Annotated in this window: 19 protein-coding genes and 1 other annotated feature; of the genes, 6 read left to right on the top strand and 13 right to left on the bottom strand. The window is 44.0% G+C overall.

The annotated features are described in order from the left end of the window. Nucleotides 1–11 precede the first annotated feature (11 nt). On the bottom strand, nucleotides 12–1322 hold the full coding sequence (brnQ, locus tag DBX26_RS02365; protein ID WP_118117735.1) for a branched-chain amino acid transport system II carrier protein: 1311 nt from the start codon (nucleotides 1320–1322) through the stop codon (nucleotides 12–14). Between the two features lie 331 nt (nucleotides 1323–1653). Here brnQ and DBX26_RS02360 point away from each other — a divergent pair, with 331 nt between their 5' ends. Together DBX26_RS02360 and srmB are read left to right on the top strand one after the other, a co-directional pair. Beyond that, on the top strand, nucleotides 1654–2373 hold the full coding sequence (locus tag DBX26_RS02360) for a tRNA1(Val) (adenine(37)-N6)-methyltransferase (protein WP_118117733.1): 720 nt from the start codon (nucleotides 1654–1656) through the stop codon (nucleotides 2371–2373). A gap of 107 nt (nucleotides 2374–2480) precedes the next feature. Then, nucleotides 2481–3704, top strand: a complete 1224-nt coding sequence (gene srmB, locus DBX26_RS02355; RefSeq protein ID WP_065296356.1) for an ATP-dependent RNA helicase SrmB — start codon at nucleotides 2481–2483, stop codon at nucleotides 3702–3704. Nucleotides 3705–3770: 66 nt separating this feature from the next. Here the strand turns inward: srmB and yaaA are convergent, their stop codons facing one another. Continuing rightward, nucleotides 3771–4547: a peroxide stress protein YaaA gene (yaaA, locus tag DBX26_RS02350; protein ID WP_118117731.1), complete on the bottom strand. Its 777-nt coding sequence runs from the start codon at nucleotides 4545–4547 to the stop codon at nucleotides 3771–3773. Nucleotides 4548–4655: 108 nt separating this feature from the next. Further along, a complete protein-coding gene (locus tag DBX26_RS02345) occupies nucleotides 4656–6089 on the bottom strand; it encodes a sodium:alanine symporter family protein (RefSeq protein WP_014230840.1) in 1434 nt (477 codons plus the stop codon). Between the two features lie 724 nt (nucleotides 6090–6813). Between DBX26_RS02345 and DBX26_RS02340 the strand changes: the two genes are divergently transcribed. Continuing rightward, the gene (locus tag DBX26_RS02340; RefSeq protein ID WP_014230839.1) at nucleotides 6814–6999 is read left to right on the top strand and encodes a DUF3545 family protein; all 186 of its coding nucleotides are present in this window, start codon (nucleotides 6814–6816) and stop codon (nucleotides 6997–6999) included. A 230-nt stretch (nucleotides 7000–7229) separates the two neighbouring features. Here the strand turns inward: DBX26_RS02340 and DBX26_RS02335 are convergent, their stop codons facing one another. The 3 genes from DBX26_RS02335 to nfo form a co-directional block, all read right to left on the bottom strand. Next, a complete protein-coding gene (locus tag DBX26_RS02335; protein WP_162889657.1) occupies nucleotides 7230–7781 on the bottom strand; it encodes a hemerythrin domain-containing protein in 552 nt (183 codons plus the stop codon). A gap of 111 nt (nucleotides 7782–7892) precedes the next feature. Beyond that, nucleotides 7893–8573, bottom strand: coding sequence for a uracil-DNA glycosylase (ung, locus tag DBX26_RS02330; RefSeq protein ID WP_020335913.1), 681 nt, complete (start codon nucleotides 8571–8573; stop codon nucleotides 7893–7895). A gap of 277 nt (nucleotides 8574–8850) precedes the next feature. Continuing rightward, nucleotides 8851–9738, bottom strand: coding sequence for a deoxyribonuclease IV (gene nfo, locus DBX26_RS02325; RefSeq protein WP_118117728.1), 888 nt, complete (start codon nucleotides 9736–9738; stop codon nucleotides 8851–8853). Between the two features lie 327 nt (nucleotides 9739–10065). Here nfo and grcA point away from each other — a divergent pair, with 327 nt between their 5' ends. Next, entirely contained in the window at nucleotides 10066–10443 is a 378-nt protein-coding gene (grcA, locus tag DBX26_RS02320) for an autonomous glycyl radical cofactor GrcA (RefSeq protein WP_014230835.1), read from the top strand. 119 nt (nucleotides 10444–10562) lie between these two features. On the opposite strand, the gene thrC is transcribed toward grcA, so the two are convergent. The 3 genes from thrC to thrA are packed head-to-tail and all read right to left on the bottom strand — an operon-like array spanning nucleotide 10563 to nucleotide 15276. Then, nucleotides 10563–11843 (bottom strand): threonine synthase, encoded by a 1281-nt coding sequence (gene thrC, locus DBX26_RS02315; protein WP_014230834.1) that lies wholly within the window; start codon nucleotides 11841–11843, stop codon nucleotides 10563–10565. Continuing rightward, nucleotides 11840–12796, bottom strand: coding sequence for a homoserine kinase (gene thrB, locus DBX26_RS02310; protein WP_118117726.1), 957 nt, complete (start codon nucleotides 12794–12796; stop codon nucleotides 11840–11842). The genes thrC and thrB overlap by 4 nt, the downstream gene beginning before the upstream one ends. Nucleotides 12797–12816: 20 nt before the next feature. Continuing rightward, a complete protein-coding gene (gene thrA / locus DBX26_RS02305) occupies nucleotides 12817–15276 on the bottom strand; it encodes a bifunctional aspartate kinase/homoserine dehydrogenase I (RefSeq protein WP_118117724.1) in 2460 nt (819 codons plus the stop codon). A 54-nt stretch (nucleotides 15277–15330) separates the two neighbouring features. Beyond that, nucleotides 15331–15450, bottom strand: a sequence feature (Thr leader region). A gap of 439 nt (nucleotides 15451–15889) precedes the next feature. Here thrA and DBX26_RS02300 point away from each other — a divergent pair. Continuing rightward, a complete protein-coding gene (locus tag DBX26_RS02300) occupies nucleotides 15890–16360 on the top strand; it encodes a ribonuclease regulator (protein ID WP_162889656.1) in 471 nt (156 codons plus the stop codon). Here the strand turns inward: DBX26_RS02300 and DBX26_RS02295 are convergent. Next, nucleotides 16357–16839, bottom strand: a complete 483-nt coding sequence (locus tag DBX26_RS02295; RefSeq protein WP_020335908.1) for a putative 4-hydroxy-4-methyl-2-oxoglutarate aldolase — start codon at nucleotides 16837–16839, stop codon at nucleotides 16357–16359. The two genes, DBX26_RS02300 and DBX26_RS02295, sit on opposite strands and share 4 nt — an antisense overlap. Nucleotides 16840–16897: 58 nt before the next feature. After that, nucleotides 16898–17305 (bottom strand): DUF3293 domain-containing protein, encoded by a 408-nt coding sequence (locus DBX26_RS02290; protein WP_020335907.1) that lies wholly within the window; start codon nucleotides 17303–17305, stop codon nucleotides 16898–16900. 360 nt (nucleotides 17306–17665) lie between these two features. Between DBX26_RS02290 and arcA the strand changes: the two genes are divergently transcribed. Beyond that, nucleotides 17666–18382, top strand: coding sequence for a two-component system response regulator ArcA (gene arcA / locus DBX26_RS02280; RefSeq protein ID WP_020335906.1), 717 nt, complete (start codon nucleotides 17666–17668; stop codon nucleotides 18380–18382). Nucleotides 18383–18465: 83 nt separating this feature from the next. Here the strand turns inward: arcA and DBX26_RS02275 are convergent, their stop codons facing one another. Continuing rightward, complete coding sequence (locus DBX26_RS02275) at nucleotides 18466–18915, bottom strand: membrane lipoprotein lipid attachment site-containing protein (RefSeq protein ID WP_014230827.1); 450 nt, start codon at nucleotides 18913–18915, stop codon at nucleotides 18466–18468. Nucleotide 18916: 1 nt separating this feature from the next. After that, nucleotides 18917–21268 carry an aerobic respiration two-component sensor histidine kinase ArcB gene (gene arcB / locus DBX26_RS02270; protein ID WP_014230826.1) on the bottom strand — a complete coding sequence of 784 codons (2352 nt, stop codon included), beginning with the start codon at nucleotides 21266–21268 and terminating at the stop codon, nucleotides 18917–18919. Between the last annotated feature and the right edge of the window lie 338 nt (nucleotides 21269–21606).

Here is a 21606-nt window from a genome sequence, read left to right as displayed (position 1 = left end):
GTTATATAAACTTACGCCGTTTCTTCTAGCAGCTCATTCTGAGGCTTAGAAATGAAGAACATACAAATGATCGCAGCCAGCGTTGGCAGAACCCAACCCATACCGATTTCAAACAGAGGCAGCATATTGAAAGCCGATACATCCATACCTGCTACTTTTGCTGCATCTAGTAACGCAAACAATAAAGAAACAAGCAGTACTGCACGGTAAGCAAAGCGAGTGTTAGGCAGTTTGCTACGCACAAACGTTAACGCTACCAATGCAATTGCTACAGGGTACAGTGCGAACAACACTGGAACAGACAGAGAAATCAACTGCGCAAGACCAACGTTAGCAACCAACGCACACACAGAACCGTTAATCAGAACCCAGTGTTTGTAAGACAGCGACGTTTTAGAACTGAAGAAATCAGAACACGCAGAGATAAGACCGATCGCTGTGGTCAAACATGCCAGTAATACGATCACTGAAAGAACGATTTGACCGTAAGGACCAAACAGTGCCTGAACGTATTGGCTCAGAACCAAACCGCCATTATCAGCACCCGCTGCTACTGTTGCACTTGTTGCGCCTAAGTAGAACAGCGAAATGTATACGAACGCCAGACCCGCTGCTGCAATACAGCCAGCAAAAATCAGGTATTTTGTCGTTGCCGCGCGCTCAGTAATACCTTTACCACGAAGCGCATCCACCATCAGCATACCGAACATCAGTGACGCGAAGGTATCCATGGTGTTGTAACCTTCTAGGAAGCCTTTCGTTAGCGGTTGAGTTAAGTACTCGCCTGTTGCACCGATCATTTCACCTTGAGGATCAATAAATACTGCAAGAGCAAGAACAATCAAACCAAGGAACAGGACAGGAGTCAGCACCTTACCAATCAGGTCGATCAAACGTCCCTGGAACCATGAGAATAGCATCGCGACAACAAAGAACAGCACTGAGAATGCCGTCAGGTTTGTTTGAGACGCTTCAATAAAAAATGGTTTAACAGCCATTTCGTAGGCCACAAGGCCTGTACGAGGAGCCGCAAATGCAGGGCCAATAATAATGAAGATCAACGCTGCCATCACAACCGCTGCTTTTTTCGGTAGATCTTGCGTTAGATGATCCCAAGTTCCGCCAGCTACAGCGATAGCAACGATAGTAATAAGAGGTAGACCTACCGCTGTTAGCAAGAAACCGAACATCGCTGGCATTAGGTTTTCACCAGCCAATTGGCCAGCCAACGGTGGAAAGATGATGTTGCCAGCACCTAAAAAGAACGCAAACAGCATAAAGCCTACTGCGATAATATCTGTTAGTTTTAATGTCTGTTTCACAGATAACCCTTGTCTAAAAAATGTGTGAATGTTGTGTTATGCATCGACCACTTTTGGAGTCTTTGTTATTAACAAGTACTCGTGGTTCAATCTATAAAATAGCGCCGCATAATGACGAAAGAATCATCATTTGGCAACCTATGAGAAAAAAACACCATATTAATTTATATATAGAATTAAAAACCAGTTAATCTAACCAATATAAAACAAAAATCTAGAAATTTATCTCGATCAAACAACGATACAATTTACTAACCTACAACACAACAAACCACACAATTAATAAACATTAGATGAAAGAACTGAAATATAGAGCATATATAAAATAAACATGAATAACGAAAAACATAAAACTAAGAGCTTCAAGTTTAAGCAGTTTTTCATCGAAGGTGGTGAAAGTGGCATGCCGGTCAGTACAGATGGCGTGATGCTAGGAGCCTGGGTTGAAAGCCCTGAAGATGCTGAGATACTCGATATAGGCACAGGCACAGGTTTGTTGGCATTAATGTGTGCCCAACGCTTTAGCCGAGCGAAGATAACGGCCTTAGATATTGAAGCCACAGCAATCGATGCCGCTCAGAAAAACTTTACCCACTCTTCATGGCAAGAAAGGTTATCTGTTTTTCATGCCGATGTGCTGACCTTCACACCATCTCAGTTATTCCAGAGAATCATTTGTAACCCGCCCTATTTCAATAGTGGCGAGCAATCCAAACAGAGTCAGCGAGCGACAGCAAGACACACAGACTCTCTGCGCCATGACGCCTTGCTGCATCGTTGTTACCAACTGTTAGAAGAGGATGGAAAAGCCAGCTTTGTGTTACCTGTCACCGAAGGTGAGCAGTTTATCGAGTTAGCATTACAACAGGGCTGGTATTTATCTCGTCTTTGCCGTGTGCAGCCATCAGAGAGAAAGCCAGTTCATCGTGTGCTGTTTGAGTTAGCGAAGCAGCCTTGTGACACTCAAATATCTCACTTGATCATTCACTCATCAGGCGGGTACAGCGACGATTTTGTCCGGCTAACCCGTGAGTTTTATCTTAAGATGTGAAATAACATGTGATCCTTATCACCAATCACTTTATAATGTGCGACCTTTTCGTATTTTAAGCTGTTGCGGCGAACCATTAACCAAGCCTTGCTTGTGGAGAACTCATTGTGATCAGAACCTTTGCTGAACTTGATCTAGACTCAAACTTACTTGATGCCATTGAAGAAATGGGCTTCGAACGCCCAACAAAAGTCCAGGCAGAAGCAATCCCACAAGCGTTGGATGGTCGTGACATTCTAGCGTCAGCACCGACTGGCACAGGTAAAACAGCAGCATTCGTATTGCCTGCTCTGCAATACCTACAGGATTTTCCACGTCGTAAACCTGGACCTGCGCGTATCCTTATCCTAACCCCAACGCGTGAGTTGGCGATGCAGGTTGCGGATCAAGCCCGTGCACTGGCGAAAAATACTAAGCTCAATATTTTTACCATCACCGGTGGCGTTCAGTACCAAGAGCACGCTGACATTCTTGCTACCACGCAAGACATCGTTGTTGCGACACCAGGTCGTCTGCGCGAATACATTGAAGCTGAGCGCTTTGATTGTCGTGCGATTGAATGGTTAATCCTAGACGAAGCTGACCGCATGCTAGACATGGGCTTTGCGCCAACAGTCGATCGTCTATCGAACGAGTGTCGCTGGCGTAAGCAAACCCTTCTGTTCTCTGCAACATTAGAAGGCAGAGGCGTTGAAGGCTTTACTGCGGACCTGCTGAATGAACCTGCAGAGATCGATGCGAAGTCACCGCTACGCGAACGTAAGAAGATCGCACAGTGGTATCACCGAGCGGACGACGCAGAGCATAAACTCGCGCTACTCAAGCACATCATCACGGAGCAAGCAGAACGTACAATCGTCTTCCTGAAAACGCGTGAACGTCTGGCTGAACTGCGTAGCCAGCTTGAAAGCGCACAGATTCCATGTTCATGGATTCAAGGTGAAATGCCACAAGACCGCCGTAACAACGCGATTTCACGTTTCCGTGATGGAACAGTTAACGTTCTACTGGCAACAGACGTTGCAGCTCGTGGTATCGACCTTCCTGATGTGTCACACGTGATCAACTACGACTTGCCACGTACAGCAGATGTTTACCTGCACCGAATTGGCCGTACCGCTCGTGCTGGTAAAAAAGGTAATGCTATCTCAATTGTAGAAGCGCACGACCAGCCAATGATGGATCGCGTCGCTCGTTACGTTAAAGAAGACATCAAAGAGCGCTTCATCAAAGAGATGCGTCCAAAGCACAAAAAACCAGTGTTTAAGAAGAAAAAGAAAAAAGACGATAAGAAGAAAACTGCGAAAAAGAAAGTCGCTAAAAAGAAGTAAGCTTGTAAGTCTAAAATAGCGAAAGGGTTGGCAATGCCAACCCTTTTTTGTGTCCGGAGTTTGAGCTTAGTTCTGCTCTTCTCGTTTGAAGACCAACTCAGTTGGCGTCGACTCTTCTTCAACAAAATAGTAACCCGCCGTATCAAACTTGGTCAGGTCAGCCACACTCTCAATACGATTTTCGATAATGTAACGCGCCATCATGCCACGCGCTTTTTTCGCGTAGAAGCTGATCACTTTGTATTGGCCATTCTTACAATCTTTAAAAATTGGCGTAATAACCTGAGCGTCAAGGTTCTTAGGTTTCACCGCTTTAAAGTATTCATTTGATGCAAGGTTAATAAGCACATTGTCACCTTGCGCTGAAATCGCCTCATTAAGCTTGTCAGTGATGATATTGCCCCAGAACTGGTACAAGTTAGTGCCCTTGTCGTTCACAAGCTTAGTACCCATTTCCAGACGGTATGGCTGCATCAAATCCAATGGCTTCAACAAACCGTAAAGGCCAGATAGCATACGCAGATGATCCTGAGCGTAATCAAAGTCAGCTTCAGACAAGGTTTCCGCTTCAAGACCCGTATAAACGTCCCCTTTAAACGCGAGGATCGCCTGACGTGAATTTTCAGTCGTGAAGGTTTCACTCCACTCTTGGAATCGCCCTACGTTCAGATCTGCAATTTTGTCGCTCACCTTCATTAACGACGCAACATCAGCAGGCGTCAATTTACGGCAAACTTCGATCAGCTCTTTGGAGAATTCAATCAACTCAGGTTGAGTAAACTTTTCCGTTGCTAACGGAGACTCATAATCCAGTGTCTTGGCAGGAGAAACTACGATAAGCATGACTTTGACTCTATCCTTTTAATTTTATATACCGTTAAGGGTACAAAAAAAGCCATGCATTGTCTGCATGGCTTTATAAATCGTGCTAATAGCTTTTAACTATGACACTCAGTCTTTTTTGTCGTTGTACCAGATGCCTTCTTCCAGCTGAGATTTCAGCTCTGGGAAATCGTTAGCATCAAATGTTGGTACCTTACCAGCGTCTAGCTGACGGTTGTAGTCTTTAGCCAGCTTGATAACGATGCCCGATAGCAGAATAATTGCCACCAAGTTCACAATCGCCATTAGACCCATTGACACATCAGCCAACGACCAGACCATTGGTAACGAAGCTACCGCGCCAAACATCACCATACCCAGGAAGATGATTCGGAAAATACCGATACCCGCTTTATGGTTATGCTCAAGGAAGACTAAGTTAGTCTCAGCGTATGAGTAGTTTGCAATGATCGAAGTAAACGCGAAGAAGAAGATTGCGACAGCAACAAAAATGCCACCCCAGTCGCCCACTTGCGAGCTCAATGCGCGCTGTGTCAGTTCGATACCGGTAACCTCTGTCGCCTGACCTACGTATTCACCAGACATCAGGATGATCGCTACCGTAGAAGAACAGATCACGATTGTATCCATAAACACACCCAGCATCTGAACGTAACCCTGAGACGCAGGATGCGGCGGGTACGGCGTTGCAGATGCCGCTGCGTTAGGCGCAGAACCCATACCAGCTTCGTTCGAGAATAGGCCGCGTTTTACACCGTTAATCATCGCTTGTGCGATAGCGTAACCTAAACCACCAGCCGCTGCTTCTTGCAGACCAAAGGCACTCTTAACAATCAGAGCAAGTACCGCAGGAAGCTTCTCGATGTTGGCAAACACAACCACTAGCGCGAGCGCAAGGTAAAGCAGTGCCATAAGTGGAACAATCATTTCCGCGACTTTAGCGATACGCTTGATACCACCAAAGATAACCGCAGCAGACAAGGCAACAACACCAATACCAACGTATAAAGAGTTCCAGCCAAATGCCGTACTCATCGCATTAGCAATAGAGTTAGCTTGAACGGCATTGAATACCAAACCAAAAGCGATGATTAGGAAAACCGAGAACAAGACGCCCATCCAGCGCATGCCCAAACCTTTTTCCATGTAGTAAGCAGGACCACCACGGTAGTTGCCATCATCATCTTTGGTTTTGTATAGCTGTGCCAGAGTACTCTCTGCAAACGATGTTGCCATACCAAGCATCGCGATCAGCCACATCCAGAAGATAGCGCCTGGTCCGCCCGCTGTTAGCGCAACTGCCACACCGGCCATATTACCGGTACCAACACGTGCTGCGAGACTGGTACAAAGTGCTTGGAAAGAAGAAATACCAGCTTTGTCTGCTTTGCGACTGTTCTTTAGAACCGAAAACATGTGCCCGAAGTGGCGGAACTGGATGAATCCCAATCGAAAGGTGAAGTAAATACCTACACCAACAAGAAGATAAACCAGAATCGAACCCCAAAGGAGATCGTTCATCAAATTGATTAAGTCTGTCATGCGTACCTCAAAGTGAGTTGCGCCGGTCTATGCATCCTAGCCATCCACCAGATTGCCTGCTAAGTGTCAAAGTGTGCTTAGCTAATTAAGTAGTGTTTGTTTTTAAGGGCAATCTAGAATCGTAAATGTCGCTTCATGCATCCATTTTACGTACCAGCGTATTTTTTGACGGGCGGATAATGCAACCTAGAGACACAAAAATCAATATGAAACTTAACGCTTAATATTGTTATATTTCACTATAAAGTCACCAAAAAATAACATAAATAGAAGACTCAACCATCACATAACGCAACATATCTCTTACCTAAAGATAACAATGATATTCAATTTATAACCAATAGAGTTTCAGTCCATGTTTTCGGTTTAAGGCTAGTATTCATAAGGTGTAACAGAAAGTTACCTCCTTAATAAAATCGTTAGTCGACCACTATTTAACCAAAGTGGTTTTATGCAACTTTTACCTTGGCTTTATGCTCTAATTCCAGCCTTCTCGTTAACACAGAAAATCTCTTCATTTAATCGTTTTCACTGGCTCGTTTGGGCATTTTTTATGCAGGAAAGACAAACTAAAGTGTGATTGTGGAAGTGTTTTTGCACGAAAATGTCATGATAAAGACACAAATTCGAAATATGTCATGGCTATTCTCACAATTATTGTGGTAATTAAAAATCTCCACAAGGACTGGTTACAACAGTTTAGATAAACAAGGTAAGGTGGCTTATGGACGGCTTTCAACTAGATGACATTTTTAATCTGGATACTACCTCAACAACCAAATCTCGTGCCAAACCAATGAAACGTAAATGGCGAGAAATTGAAGAGATGAACGACAGACGCAATTTATTAAAAGAGCTGCGTGAACTTGATGTCTGTAACGATTACAACCTAGACGACATCAAACTCTAATTCGAACAAAAGGCACCTTACGGGTGCCTTTTGTTATTTAGAAAAGAGTGATTCATCAAGGGGGCTAAGAGCACTTAGAATGCACTCGGCCTTCGTTCTCATCTATTGAGAATTTTGAGCACGTTAAACCCATATTCAGGCTTAACTTTATTTCTCGTTAATTCTTATTAAATAAGAAAAGTGGTGAGAAAACCCGAGCAGATTCCACATTTGCCCGGGCGAATGTTACTTTAGATGTATTCCATATCGCTCTGACGCACACGCTCCGCCAACTGTTTATAGCGGTCAGCAATGGTATCGCCAAATACCGGATCATCCTCATTTTCACTCCAGAGACTTTCTACGTACTGCCAGTCTTCAGTCGTAAACAGCTCTTCTATTAACGGCAGGATCTTCCGCTCTTCAAGTTCGAGGTGGCGTTTCTGTGAATCAATGAAATCTTCTAAATGTGAGATAAACACATCTTGAGGTACCACAGCATCTTGCAGAATCATCTCGATCACCGTTGAGAATTCTTTGGTCTTTTCGGCGAGATCTTTATGTTCCTGCTCTAGGTTCTCCATGGTTCGTTGCTTACCATAATGTTCTAGAAAGTGATGGTAGAGGATGTCCTCTTTTGGATGGTGAACTTGTTCTGAATGAGTAGAGAGGTAGTCAACAATCTCCCCCACTAACGCATAGTTAATGGCATGTTCTTGTTTTATTTCATTAAGTTTGTGGCGCAATATAGCCAACAGGCGAACCATGTAGCCGTGTTCGCGTCGAATTCTTTCGATCATCATAGCGTCTCTCCTTAACACCTGCTTCTAATAAGTGTACATGAGAAATGCATTACCAGCTTGAGCCTGCTCAAAAAAACAGCGATAAGAAAACCTTAATCGCTGTTGTTAGCTTTACACCGTCATCGGCAAATGCCAATTGATCGGCTCTTTACCTTGGGCTGTAAGTAGTTGGTTTGCTTGAGAGAAGTGCTTACACCCTAGGAAGCCTCGATGAGCAGAGAGCGGAGAAGGATGAGGAGCAGTAAGGACATGATGCTTGGAACGATCAATAAATCTTCCCTTTTTCTGCGCGTGCGCGCCCCATAACAGGAACACAACCCCCTGCTGATGCATGTTTATCGCTTCAATCACTTTATCAGTGAACGCTTCCCATCCCGTTTTCGAATGTGAATGTGCTTTGCCCTGCTCAACCGTCAGCACGGTATTAAGCAGTAATACACCTTGCTCGGCCCAGCTTTGCAAGAATCCATGTTGAGGGATTTCAAAACCGTCGATATCCTGAGCGAGCTCTTTGTATATGTTCACCAATGAGGGCGGGGTTCTCACGCCTGGCAAAACCGAAAAGCACAACCCGTGCGCCTGATTCGGACCGTGATAAGGATCTTGGCCTAAAATCACCACCTTAACATCGCTAAACTCGGTATAGCGAAACGCATTAAACACATCTTTGCTTGGCGGATAGATCGTTTTCCCCGCCGAACGTTCCGATTCAACAAAGTTTAAGGTGTCGACAAAGTAGCTGAGTTTTTTTTCTTCGCCGATCACATCGTGCCATGTCGGTGACTGATTCATAGAAAGTTCCTGTCCGAAAGTGTTGCTCTATTCTAACCAGCAACACTTAAACAGACAAAAACTTCCCCCAACTTGAGAGCGGTAATTCGAATTTAGTGTTTCTGCGGCGTTCGGAAGTGACCTTGGCCCGTGATATGACGGTTAGGTGCAGGTAAACGAACCGAACGTCTGGTATGTGAAAAAGGAGTAAAAGTGTTTGGTCGAGACATAATGCAATCCTTCTTTGTATGGCCCCAGTAACCACTAAGAAAGAAAAGTGCCAACTATGACAACGGCATTAATTTTTGTTGAATTCTTCCAAATGGTAACCACGAAGAGTATCAATTTCTCGATGCCAAATGTCAGGGTCAATTGTCTCTAAAATCAGAGGGATACCATCAAAACGAGAGTCGCGAGCAATATACTCAAAACAATCCCAACCGATTTCACCCTTCCCTAGAGAATGATGACGATCAACCCTACTAGCAAATTCGACTTTTGAATCATTTAAATGCATCGCCCTTAAATAGTGCATACCAACGATACGGTCGAATTCCGCAAACGTGTGTTGGCAATCTTCTTTCGTTCTTAAATCGTAGCCTGCGGTAAAAGTATGACAAGTATCGATGCACACACCCACGCGCTCTTTATTGTCCACTTGATCAATGATTTCAGCGAGATGCTCAAACTTCCAGCCTAGGTTGGTACCCTGACCCGCCGTGTTCTCAATAACAGCAATAACATCTGGTACTGCTTTATGCGCAAGATTAATTGATTCTGCAATCGTCGCTAAACACTCTTGTTCAGATACTTTCTTTAAGTGACTTCCTGGGTGAAAGTTCAAAAGTGTCAGACCAAGCTGATTACAACGCTCCATTTCATCGATGAATGCCGCTCGAGATTTATCAAGCTTCTCTTCTTCTGGTGCACCTAAGTTAATCAGGTAGGAGTCATGCGGTAAAATGCTTTCAGTACCAAACCCGAGCATTTTGCAATTGGCTTTAAATGCACTGATGGTTTTAGCTTCAAGAGGTTTTGCCACCCACTGACGCTGGTTTTTGGTAAATAAAGCAAAAGCATTAGCGCCAATCTCACGCGCACGTAACGGGGCCTGATCGACACCACCAGCCGCAGAGACGTGAGCACCGATCATCTTGTTACCAAACTTGTTTTTCATGTTTGTCATTTAATCACTTCAGACTTTCAGTGTGCGTACCTAAATACAATTAGTTACACATCACAGGTTAAATTCAAATCAACAATATGTAGTAAATTAACAACATAATTGCATTTAAAATATTTTTTATCTTATCAAAAATAGTGTAATCAGTATGTTTTTAAACACTTTATTGATTTACCTCAACAAAACAACCTTAATAAAATTAATGTTTTTGGTTGTTTTTTGACTTAAATCAATATTAAAATAGTGGTTATTAGCTATATAATACTCAGCTCAATAAAAGTTTGAAAACTAACACCAATAAACACCACGTAAGTGGACTAGGAGACAGTGATGATCCAAGGTATCCAAATTACTAAAGCAGCGAATGACGAACTACTAAACTCTATCTGGCTACTAGATGGTGAAAAAAACGAAGCTCGTTGTATTGCAGCATCAGCAGGCTATGAAGCTGACCAAGTTATTGCAATCAGCGACCTAGGTGAATACGAAAGCCGCGAAGTAGCAATCGAAACGGCACCTAAAATTGAAGGTGGTCAGCACTTAAACGTGAACGTGCTTAAGCGTGAAACACTAGAAGATGCAGTCGCTAACCCTGAAAAATACCCTCAGCTAACCATTCGTGTTTCTGGCTACGCAGTGCGTTTCAACTCACTAACTCCAGAACAGCAACGTGATGTAATCGCACGTACGTTTACTGAGTCTCTATAAGAGAGACACACTCCGGTAAGTTTTGAAAGCGGCGCTCATTGAGCGTCGTTTTTTATTGCCTCTATAAAATAAAAAAGGTGGAGACTAAGCTCCACCTTCTCATTTAGCTTGTATTTAGCTTATTGCACGCGACGCAGTACTGTTTTTAGTGCATCAAAATCCGCATCTAAATCTTCAGACAATAGGTCCATTACAGCATGCTTAGCCAGTGGTGCTGGTAGGTCGATATCAGATTCTAAGATATCATCCACCACTTCTTTGAACTTCGCAGGGTGAGCAGTACATAGGAACAAACCAGTCTCACCAGCTTGAAGTTGCTCGTCCAGTACGCGATAAGCGATTGCACCATGCGGCTCGCATAGGTAACCCAGTGAGTTCAGCTCTTTTACTGACTCGGCACTTTGCTCATCAGAAACTGCACCTTTACCCAGCGTTTCCAAGCCCCACTCTTTTACGCGGCAAAGCTCTTCGATACGTGGCCAGTTGTTTGGTTGGCTTACGTCCATCGCGTTAGATGTCGTTGCAACCGTTGGTTTTGGATCCCACTGTCCTGTTTCTAGGTAGCGAGGTACTGTATCGTTCGCATTTGTTGCGGCAATAAAACGTTTAATTGGTAAACCAAGCGCTTTTGCCAGCAAACCAGCGGTTAGGTTACCGAAGTTACCACTTGGTACAGAGATAACCAGGTTCTCACGCTCTTGTTTACTCATTTGCGCTGCTGCTTCAAAGTAGTAGCAGATTTGCGCCATCAAACGGCTGATGTTGATTGAGTTCGCTGAGTTTAGTCCGATTTCTTCACGCAGAGCGGCATCATCAAATGCCTGCTTAACAAGTGCCTGACAAGCATCGAAGTCACCGTTAATTGCTACTGTATGGATGTTCTTACCTAGCGTACAGAACAGCTTTTCTTGTAGCGGGCTGATTTTGCCTTTAGGGTAAAGAATCACAACGTTGATGTCTTCCATACCGTAGAAAGCATGTGCAACCGCAGCACCTGTATCACCGGATGTTGCTGTAAGAATCGTGATCTTACCGCCAGTAGATACCGCAGCCAGTGATTGCGCCATAAAACGACCACCGAAGTCTTTAAACGCCAGTGTCGGACCATGGAAAAGCTCTAACGCATAAACGCCATCTTTTACTTGTTTGATAGGCGCTGGGAATTGGAAAGCCGCATCAACCATAGAGTTCACTTGGTCTTCTGTCAGCTCATCACCAATCAATGCAGAAAGAATTTTTGTACTACGCGAGACAAAGTCTTCTTCTAGCAGCGCATCAATATCATCAAATTTTGGTAATTCCGATGGAAAAAACAGGCCTTGGTTACGACCTAATCCTTGGCGAACGGCTTGGCCAAAGGAAACTTGTTCATCATTTTCTTTTATATTGTAAAGCTTCATAGCTCACTTCCTGTTACTTTCGAACCTTGCTTATCCAGTCGACAAACGTGGACGAATCCTTCTTCATTTTGTACGTAATTTTGTTCTAACCAACGCGCAACTCGTTCAGCGACATCTTTCTCTTTGCAAATACTGAACAGTGTCGGACCACTGCCAGAAATACCGGTAGATAGCGCACCAGCAGATGCTGCGTACTGGCGTGCGTTCGCAAAACCTGGCAGCAGTTTCTCACGATACGGTTCTGCGATCACGTCTTTGATCATTTTTGCCGCCAGTTCTGGCTGACCAGAATGACACGCGTGAATAAAGCCTGCAAGGTGGCGACCATGAGCTATGATATCCTGTCGGCGGTACTGAGATGGTAGGATCTCTCGAGCTTCCGCAGTAGACACTTTGATTCCCGGGTAAGCCATTACCCAGTACCACTCATCAAAACATGGTACTTCCTGGCTAATAATGCCTAGCTCTTCAAGCATTAACTGCACGCCACCTAAGTAACAAGGCGCAACATTGTCATAATGGATACCACCCGAAATCTTACCTTCCATTTCGCCCATTAGCGCTAATAGCTCAGTTTCATTCAGAGGTTGACCATGGAAACGGTTCAAAGCGTCTAACGCTGCAACGATAGAACAAGCACTGGAACCTAAGCCTGAGCCAATCGGCATGTTCTTCTCAAGCGTCATTTCCAGTGGTTTCAGCGCTACACCTTTTCTGTCCAACTCGCGAGCAAAGACAACCCAACAGTCGTAAACGATGTTCTCTTTTGGTTCTGTAGGTAACTTCGAGACGAAGTTACCTGCTGTTTTCAAGCTGAATGGTTCAGAACCCGCTTTCACTTGTACTCGGTCACCCAATAAGGTGCCATCGATAGGAGAGACAGCCGCTCCCAAAACATCAAAACCTACGCTTACATTACCAATTGATGCTGGGGCATAAACCACTACATCCATATCACTTGAACTCATTACTGTTATACCCCTAGTTTCCAACCTAAAGTACGCATTACGTCTGAAAATACGCCTGCTGCGGTAACTTCAGTACCTGCACCGTAACCACGTAGTACCAATGGGATTGGCTGGTAGTAACGGCTGTAAAACGCCAGTGCATTCTCACCATCTTTAATTTTGAACATCGGATCATTTTCATCAACACTTGCAATGCTTACCTTGCACTTGCCGTCGCTGATTTCACCAACGTAACGCAAAACTTTACCCTCTTCAGCGGCTTTTGCGACCTGCTCTTTAAAGTACGCATCGGCTTCAGGTAGTCTCGCCATAAACTCATCAACACTGCCTGAATCATCAAAGCCTGGTGGTAGCGCCTGATCAACCACCACGTCTTCTAACTCTAGCGACATCCCTGCTTCACGAGCTAAGATAAGAAGCTTACGAGCCACATCCATACCCGATAGATCATCACGTGGATCTGGTTCAGTGAAGCCGTTTTCTTTCGCGATGTTTGTCGCTTCGCTCAAGCTCATACCTTCGTCTAGTTTACCGAAGATGTATGATAGTGAACCTGACAGAATGCCGCTGAATCGCTCCAGTTCATCACCTGCCGAAATAAGGTTCTGCAAGTTTTCAATAACCGGCAGACCAGCACCAACTGTCGTCTCGTACATCAATTTACGACGTGAGTTGCGCGCCACATCGCGAAGCTGATGGTAGTACGCCATGCTTGCTGTATTGGCTTTCTTATTTGGAGTAACAACGTGGAAACCTGCCGCCAAGAAATCAGCGTACTGGTTAGCAATGGCTTCGCTCGAAGTACAATCAACCAAAACAGGGTTGATGATGTGGTTACGTTGCACAAGTGCAATCAGGCGCGCTAGGCTGAACTCTTCAGTAGCTGAAGACATGCGGTCACGCCAGTGTTCCAGTGGCAGCCCTTCACTATCGAGTAGCAGACCCTTACTGTTTGCCAGACCACATACGCGAATGATGATGCCTTTTTCAGCCAGTTTGGCTTGTTGACGTTCAATCTGATCCACCAGCTCACCACCAACACCACCGATGCCTACGACGAAAACATCAAGGAAGTGTTTAGAATTGAACAGGTTCATGTGACAGGCTTTGATCGCCTCAGAGATCTTATCTTCAGGGATAACCGCTGAGATAGCGCGCTCTGAAGAACCCTGTGCGATTGCAACAATATTCACGTTCACTTCAGCAAGAGATGAGAAGAAACGTGACGCAACACCACGAGATGTACGCATACCATCACCAACCAATGTCACGATAGCGACATCATCGATAAACTCTACTGGTTCCAGCAGACCGTCTTTCAGTTCCAGCTCAAATGCTTCTGCCAGTGTCTGCTGCGCTTTTGCTTTATCTTCAGCTTCGATACAGAAGCTGATGCTGTATTCTGATGATGACTGAGTGATCAGTACGATTGAAACACCCGCTGAAGACATAGCCCCAAATACACGGCTCGCCATGCCAACCATGCCTTTCATACCTGGGCCAGAGACGTTCACCATGGTCAGGTCATTCAGTGTAGTAATACCTTTGATAGCCAGGTTATCTTCACCGGTATCTTGGCCAATCAGCGTACCTGCACCTTGCGGGTTAAAACTGTTCTTGATTAAGCATGGAATGTGGAATTGAGCAATTGGAGCGATGGTTTTCGGGTGCAGAACGGACGCACCGAAGTAAGACAACTCCATCGCTTCCTGATAGCTCAGTGATTTTAATAGTCGTGCATCTTCTACCAAGCGAGGATCACAGTTGTATACGCCATCAACGTCAGTCCAGATTTCACAACAATCGGCGCGAAGACAAGCAGCCAAAACCGCAGCCGAATAGTCTGAACCATTACGACCTAAAGTAACCAGTTCTCCTTTCTCATTACCGGCAGTAAAACCAGGCATGATGTTGACATGGCCTTGAGGAAGAGGCTTTTGGCGGAAGTTTTGTGTAGAAATATCAACATCAACCATCGCTTCAAGATGATCGCCTTGAGCATAAAGGTATTCAACCGGATCAATTAGGCTGGCTTTTTGACCTTTTGCTTCAAGTACCGCTTTCATTAGTTGAATAGAAACACGTTCACCTTTACTGATGATGCGCGCATTCACATTGTTTGGACACATGCCTAACAGGTTGATGCCATGGACAAATTGACGTAATTGAGAGAGCGAGGTTTTAACTTGATTGTCGTAGCCAGTCCCATCCAGATTAGGAACCAAGGCTTGGATATCGGCAAAAAGCGTTTTAAACGATTCTTCTAACTCGTTAATTTGTAATTCTGCTTCACCATTTCGTAAAGCGCCTTCAATCACAGCAACCAGTTTATTAGTTGTTTTACCCGGTGCAGAAAGCACGACTGCGACTTCTTCCTGTTGAGCATTATTCGCAATGATATCTGCTGCTCTTAAAAAGCGATCTGCATCAGCCAATGATGAACCGCCAAACTTCAATACTCGCATCCCTTCCTCCAGTGTATCTTCTTAAACTTGTCTAAATTTTGTATTAAGAAAGCATAAAAAAAGGCCTGTATCTTGTTGGATACAGGCCTTTCTTGTGAATTTCTTTCGCTCAGCAGCCTGCCCCAACAATTGTAATGTCGGTAATAATAATGGTGGTGGTCATTACAACGAGGCTGTTAACTGGCATAAATTAATATTCTACGAATTGTGTGTTTGCTTAACTCTACGTTTACCGAGTTTCTGTAACAGAGTCAACAAAAAAATTGTTTATTTCCCAGTCTTACAGAGATAAATCCTGCTATATATCACTGAAAATAAAGAAATAAATTAAAACTCAATTTTTAATAAATTTATCTTAGTATTTCATTCCCGAAATAGCTTTGCATAGAAAAAGTTACATTCCACCCACATTCATGGCGATCTTGGCTAAAACGGCAAAGATCAAAGAAAATGCAGAGCAACCACTCTTGCACAACAATTTAAGTGTGATCACACTCCACGAGAGTTAATTATTTGGGAAATAAATGAGCTGCATTTCATATTATATGCTTTAATATTGGGAAGCGTTGAGCACATACCAATAAAAAGTTCTGAAACACAAGGAGTGGTGAGCATGAAAAAATGGCTTTTTCTGTTACTTTTTGTCATGCCTGGTGTTTCTTTAGCGACTGAGCTACCTACCCTTCCTGGAGCAGCAATAACTTCCCCACACAAGTTATTTATCTCAAGTGACAGTTATCAAACTGATAGCTTCGATGTATGGAACATCGACGGCGGCTATTCGTACGAGTTATTTGATTCGGTTGATCTCTATGTTGGTGCACGCGTCAACAACTCCCCAGTCCAAAATCAAAGCGGCTTTTTAAGTGGCGTTAGCTACCACTTTAATGATCGTGTCACTGTTAAGAGTACGCTGCGTTCTTACAAAGCTGACACCAACGAGCGTGTTGATGAAGAAGATACGGGCCTTGCTGCCGAGGTGTCTAGTCGTGTGAAAATTACTGACAAGTTAGATATTCACGCAACGTTAGATTATCAAGATTGGCAACAAGGCTTTGAAGTTGGGTTAGGGTTTCGCTTCTAAAAATCCAGTTTCTCTTTTGAGATCAACACCCCATTCCAGTCTGCATAAACATAATGCTTCGGCTGCACTAACTGATTTTGCATCGTTACTGTCACATTGACCTCACCCAGGCCTCGCTTTTCTGTTTTAAACGGACATGTGCCAAGCGCTTGAATGCCAATATCCATTTGTGACATTTGCGCCACATCACGCACCGCACCATAGACAATAATGCCTTCCCATCCATTCTCAATACCAAGGATGGCCAATTGATCACCGAGCAGCGCTTTTTGACATGAACCATGGCCATCAACAATTAACACTTTTCCTGTGCCGTCCTGCCCAAGCACTTCTCTTACCTTGGAGTTGTCGTGATAACAGCGCACTGTGACAATTTCGCCAAAAAACGCGGAACGTTGTCCAAAATTCTGTAGTGGCAGATTCAGTAACGTTACTTGGTCTTCAAATTGGTCACATATATCTGGTGTTATATCGTTCATATTTCCTCCGTGAATTTTCTCGTCCGAGTACGCTCCAACGAGTAGTATCCTGTTTTCGTTATACGAGTCGCTCACTCATTTTAGCTACTTTGTGTCGATTGCTCGGATCACCGCAGACAATAAGGTAGATGTCGTCATGAGAGATATAATAAATCGCATTCTGCTGAAACTCGTTTGCCAATGTAATCGCGTCATCTATTGAGATCTCCGCCGCAAAACTCTCTTCGTACCATTCAAAGGTACGGTCACCTACAGTAACTGGCACATAGTTAACGTGTTTTAGACGCTTTTCTAGCTTTTGATTAATTATGCAGTTATCTTCTTTTGACCGCAAATTACTGTATGGGTTCCAAGCAGTTATCACAACATAGCTCAAAACATTCCATTTCGTTTCAAAGCGAAAAAAAGAATTTGCATAAGCATTCCATAACGATGCGTCGATGTTCGTATTATTTTTTTCTATCATAACTCTTAAATGATTAATAACAGTTAAATTTCATCAATTGATGTAAATCAACAAACTGCATGGAATTAACATTTGAGCATTGTTAGCATGCTGTTAACAATATAAAATTCGCCCCATATCTAGGGTGTTTACGTTTCCTCCCCCAATAAGAAACTGGAAATGAAAGGTAAATATCCCATTAGAATAAAAGTCGCCACGGGATGTAGGTGAGCTGGTAAATCTCCATGGAAGGCGGATAACTGAAAGAAGTGTAATTTTGATTAACTTGATTTATTATCAAAATTTCATTACCTGTATGTTATATTTTTGCCTAGAATTTATTCTATTAGCACAATTTTGTCACAAATTTAGGTACCGCCAATGCAAACCCCGCAGATTCTGATCGTTGAAGATGAGCAAGTAACTCGTAACACTCTTAAGAGTATTTTTGAAGCAGAGGGATACGCTGTTTTTGAAGCCAGTGACGGTGAAGAGATGCACCAAGTATTATCAGACAACTCTGTCAACTTGGTCATTATGGACATTAACCTTCCAGGCAAGAATGGTCTTCTACTTGCACGTGAATTGCGCGAACAAGCAAACATCGCACTGATGTTTTTGACTGGCCGTGACAATGAAGTGGACAAGATTCTAGGCCTTGAGATTGGTGCTGATGATTACATCACTAAACCATTCAACCCACGTGAGTTGACTATCCGTGCGCGCAACTTGTTGAGTCGCTCAATGAGCGCAAGTGCTGTTCAAGAAGAAAAACGCTCGGTAGAAAAATACGAGTTCAACGGTTGGGTGCTAGATATCAATAGCCGTTCACTGGTGAGCCCGTCAGGTGATAGCTACAAACTGCCTCGTTCTGAATTCCGTGCGCTACTGCACTTCTGTGAGAACCCAGGCAAAATCCAAACACGTGCCGATCTTCTGAAGAAGATGACAGGCCGTGAACTTAAACCACACGACCGTACTGTTGACGTAACCATTCGTCGTATTCGTAAACACTTCGAATCTGTATCAGGTACACCAGAAATCATCGCAACGATTCATGGTGAAGGTTACCGCTTCTGTGGTGATTTAGAAGACTAATTCTTCATTCCACGAGAAACATGAAGGGCTTGCTCATTGGAGCAAGCCCTTTTTCTATACCGCTTTTTTAGGCAAAATAAGCGCTAGTAGACCTTGTTTACCTTTACATACTTTTCTACCAGCCAACGTTTTTTACCGGCATCATCCAGCAGTATTGCCAGCTCAACCCACTTTTCAGTGTTAAGTTGATTTTGCCAGGTAAACGCGACTTCCCACTGGTTTTCGCTATGCGTCCGAGTTTCTAAAGCGTCTTCGTCCAGCATCCATTGCTCGTCACCTTGTTTAATTATCAAAGCTTCTACTGTCAGATTGGCCGGTAACTCCGTATCACTTTCCAAAGAGAGAGAGCCGTGAAGGTTAGGTTCCTGAGACTCACCTATTGTCGGCATCAGATTTACCCACAGGTTACTCTTGAGTTCAATATTGACTTGATTAATTGTTATCTGGCTGTCTTGTTTCCAGTTCACTTCAGGAACAGCACTACAACCCGACAGCAGTGCAGTAGCAATGGCCACTGATGCAAGTTTCTTCATGTTATTTCCTTTGTTCTAACCAACTTTTTAGTACTTGGATATCGTTGAGGTATTCATTTTTTATTTCTTCAACCCAATCTGAAATATTCTCCCACCAGGCAGGCATATCCGGAGACTGGGCTTTCTGCGCGACACTTTGGATACGTTTCAAACCGATGGAACCTGCTGCACCTTTGATCTTGTGCGCTTCAGAGACGATGCCATCTTTATCTTTCGCGATCATATTGGAGTCCAGTACTTCAATATAATCTGGCATCATATCTTCAAACATTTTGATGCTGTCATAAACGGGCTTCGCCCCCACAATATCAACGTAAGACTCCAGCATATCGAGGTCAAGCAGATGCGTCTCAATCACAGGTGATGGCGCAGGTTCTTCCTTAACTTCAAGCACCTCAACCGGCTGTGGTTTTTCCACTCTATGCACAAAAAACTTATCAATCACAGACTGAATAGCATGCACAGCCAACGGCTTACTGATCGCATCATCCATGCCGTTTTGCAGATATTCTCTACGATCTTTCAGTACGTTTGCCGTCAACGCGACTAACGGTGGCAAGTTGTCGTAGTGCTCTCGGTAGTATTTCGCCACATCGAAGCCAGTCATATCAGGCAACTGAATATCCAATAAGACTAAGTCATACTGATCCGGCACGAAATTGACTAATGCCTCTTGTCCCGTCATGGCAACTGTGACTGAATGGCCTAAGCTTTCCAATAGCGATTTCGCCACGGTCACGTTCAGTTCGATATCTTCAACCATAAAGATATTTAAGTGAACATTATCGCGTTGCGCGTCGATAATAGGTTCTTCTAGAGCCACGACTGGAACATGAATAGAAACGGTAAATGTACTGCCGTAGCCCTCTTCACTCGCTACGGAAATATCACCATCCATCATATTAATCAGCTGTTTAGATACAGCCAGTCCAATGCCAGTACCAACTGCATGCAAGTTATCTTTGCCTGACTTCACTTGATAATACATGGCAAAAATCTTATTCAGCTCTTCTTCAGGAATACCGATACCGGTATCTTCCACTTCGATAATAATCGTCGCGAAATCATCTTCGACATCCGCACTCACCGTCATTACCACACCGCCTTCTTTGGTGAACTTCATGGCGTTGTTGACCAGGTTCCAGATAACCTGACGTAAACGGGTGGCATCAACTTCAATCGCTTTCGGTAAATCGCTCAAGCGTTCTAAGTCAAAGCGCAAACCTTTCTGCTCAGCCATCAACGCAGAGATACTCTCTATTTCTGCGACAAAGTCTTCGAAATTAAGTGGCTCAGGTAATAACTCTAGTTTACGACGGTCAAACTTATCCATGTCGATAATATCGTTGAAAATATTTCCAAGCGTAATCGCGCTGACATTGATGGTTTGCATGTACTTACGCTGCTCTTCGGTCAGTTGAGTATCAAGCAGCATTCGGCTCAACCCGACGATACCGTTGAGTGGAGTACGAAGTTCATGACTGATGGTAGAAATGAAGGTGGTTTTGTCTCGGCTGGCTTTTTCCAGAGACTCCTCATGGCGTTTACGTTCGGTGATATCACGACCAAAACCAACTAGGCCCAGATGACGGCCGTCCTTACTGTAAAAAGGAACTTTACGCAGTTCGAAGTAGTGTTTACGACCATCCGGGTATTCCAGCCATTGCTCATAGGTAATGGCTTGATTATCAGTGAAAACCTTCTGGTCCGTATCAACGATTGGCTGTGCGATTTCTTTGCTGTAGACATCCCAAGGGCTCAAGCCCACCAACTGATGCTCTTTCTTACCCGTCAGCTCTTCCATTGCTCGGTTACAACCGGAGAACACACCATCCGCATTTCGGTAGTAAATCAGATCCGGAGACGCATCAATGAAGGAGCGCAATAAGGCGGTTCTCTCCGCGAGCTCTAACTGTGTGCGTTCACGCTGAAAGACCTCATTTTCCAGATCCTTCATCGCTTCTTCGCGAGCTTCTTCGGCTTTAATACGCTCTTCAATCTCTTGATTGAGCTTTTCAATATTCTGTTGCAACTGGAAGTTCAGTTCTTGGTCGCGCGAGCGCATGTCTTTCAGCTTGGAAACCAGCTTAGTTAACCTTTGGCGAGACTCTTCCAACTGATCAACCACCACCGACAGAAAATACACCGCCCAAGGAGTAATCAGCAGACCAAAGAACACAGAGCGTACGATATCAATATCGTCAACTCGCCCCTTAAGTGCCAAGGTAATACCAACTTGTACCACGACAGCTAACGCCACCAGCGCAAGTGCTAGCAAAATTGAAAAACGGACAATCCCCAGTTTCACCAGAAGGTCGACATAATACTGGGCAAGATTTTTCATCGGTTTCATTCACGACTCCACGGCGTAAAGCTAGATATCATCCCTGAACATTAGACATGAACCTTGGTATACAACTTCAGGGTAATAATGGAAAAACACCAAGTACCAGCAGTTTAACGTGTTTGATACGGTGATTTAAACTTCTCACTATCAACTTAGAGCAAGAGGTCACAAAGCGTTGGCAATAACTTCTCTTTCATCGTTCGTATGTTTAATAATGAACGATGAAACAGACATTGGAAAAGACTTAAAAAGCGATGAGAAGCGCTAAGGGTAGAATGGTAAACCACAGACCCAAGTAGGAATAAAATACTTGGGCCTGTAGAATTTTATGCTAGCAGTAAGAA

Source organism: Vibrio sp. dhg, from assembly GCF_003443775.1.
Taxonomy (GTDB): Bacteria; Pseudomonadota; Gammaproteobacteria; order Enterobacterales; family Vibrionaceae; genus Vibrio; species Vibrio natriegens.
The sequence above is the reverse complement of the archived record's forward strand: the minus strand, read 5'-3'. Positions and strand labels throughout refer to the sequence as shown.

Coding starts and splice junctions, on each gene's coding strand:
- DBX26_RS02360 (WP_118117733.1), top strand. CDS start 1,654: ATGAATAACGAAAAACATAAAACTAAGAGCTTCAAGTTTAAGCAGTTT.
- yaaA (WP_118117731.1), bottom strand. CDS start 4,547: ATGCTTATCGTAGTTTCTCCTGCCAAGACACTGGATTATGAGTCTCCG.
- DBX26_RS02345 (WP_014230840.1), bottom strand. CDS start 6,089: ATGACAGACTTAATCAATTTGATGAACGATCTCCTTTGGGGTTCGATT.
- DBX26_RS02340 (WP_014230839.1), top strand. CDS start 6,814: ATGGACGGCTTTCAACTAGATGACATTTTTAATCTGGATACTACCTCA.
- DBX26_RS02335 (WP_162889657.1), bottom strand. CDS start 7,781: ATGATGATCGAAAGAATTCGACGCGAACACGGCTACATGGTTCGCCTG.
- ung (WP_020335913.1), bottom strand. CDS start 8,573: ATGAATCAGTCACCGACATGGCACGATGTGATCGGCGAAGAAAAAAAA.
- nfo (WP_118117728.1), bottom strand. CDS start 9,738: ATGACAAACATGAAAAACAAGTTTGGTAACAAGATGATCGGTGCTCAC.
- grcA (WP_014230835.1), top strand. CDS start 10,066: ATGATCCAAGGTATCCAAATTACTAAAGCAGCGAATGACGAACTACTA.
- thrC (WP_014230834.1), bottom strand. CDS start 11,843: ATGAAGCTTTACAATATAAAAGAAAATGATGAACAAGTTTCCTTTGGC.
- thrB (WP_118117726.1), bottom strand. CDS start 12,796: ATGGATGTAGTGGTTTATGCCCCAGCATCAATTGGTAATGTAAGCGTA.
- thrA (WP_118117724.1), bottom strand. CDS start 15,276: ATGCGAGTATTGAAGTTTGGCGGTTCATCATTGGCTGATGCAGATCGC.
- DBX26_RS02300 (WP_162889656.1), top strand. CDS start 15,890: ATGAAAAAATGGCTTTTTCTGTTACTTTTTGTCATGCCTGGTGTTTCT.
- DBX26_RS02295 (WP_020335908.1), bottom strand. CDS start 16,839: ATGAACGATATAACACCAGATATATGTGACCAATTTGAAGACCAAGTA.
- DBX26_RS02290 (WP_020335907.1), bottom strand. CDS start 17,305: ATGATAGAAAAAAATAATACGAACATCGACGCATCGTTATGGAATGCT.
- arcA (WP_020335906.1), top strand. CDS start 17,666: ATGCAAACCCCGCAGATTCTGATCGTTGAAGATGAGCAAGTAACTCGT.
- DBX26_RS02275 (WP_014230827.1), bottom strand. CDS start 18,915: ATGAAGAAACTTGCATCAGTGGCCATTGCTACTGCACTGCTGTCGGGT.
- arcB (WP_014230826.1), bottom strand. CDS start 21,268: ATGAAACCGATGAAAAATCTTGCCCAGTATTATGTCGACCTTCTGGTG.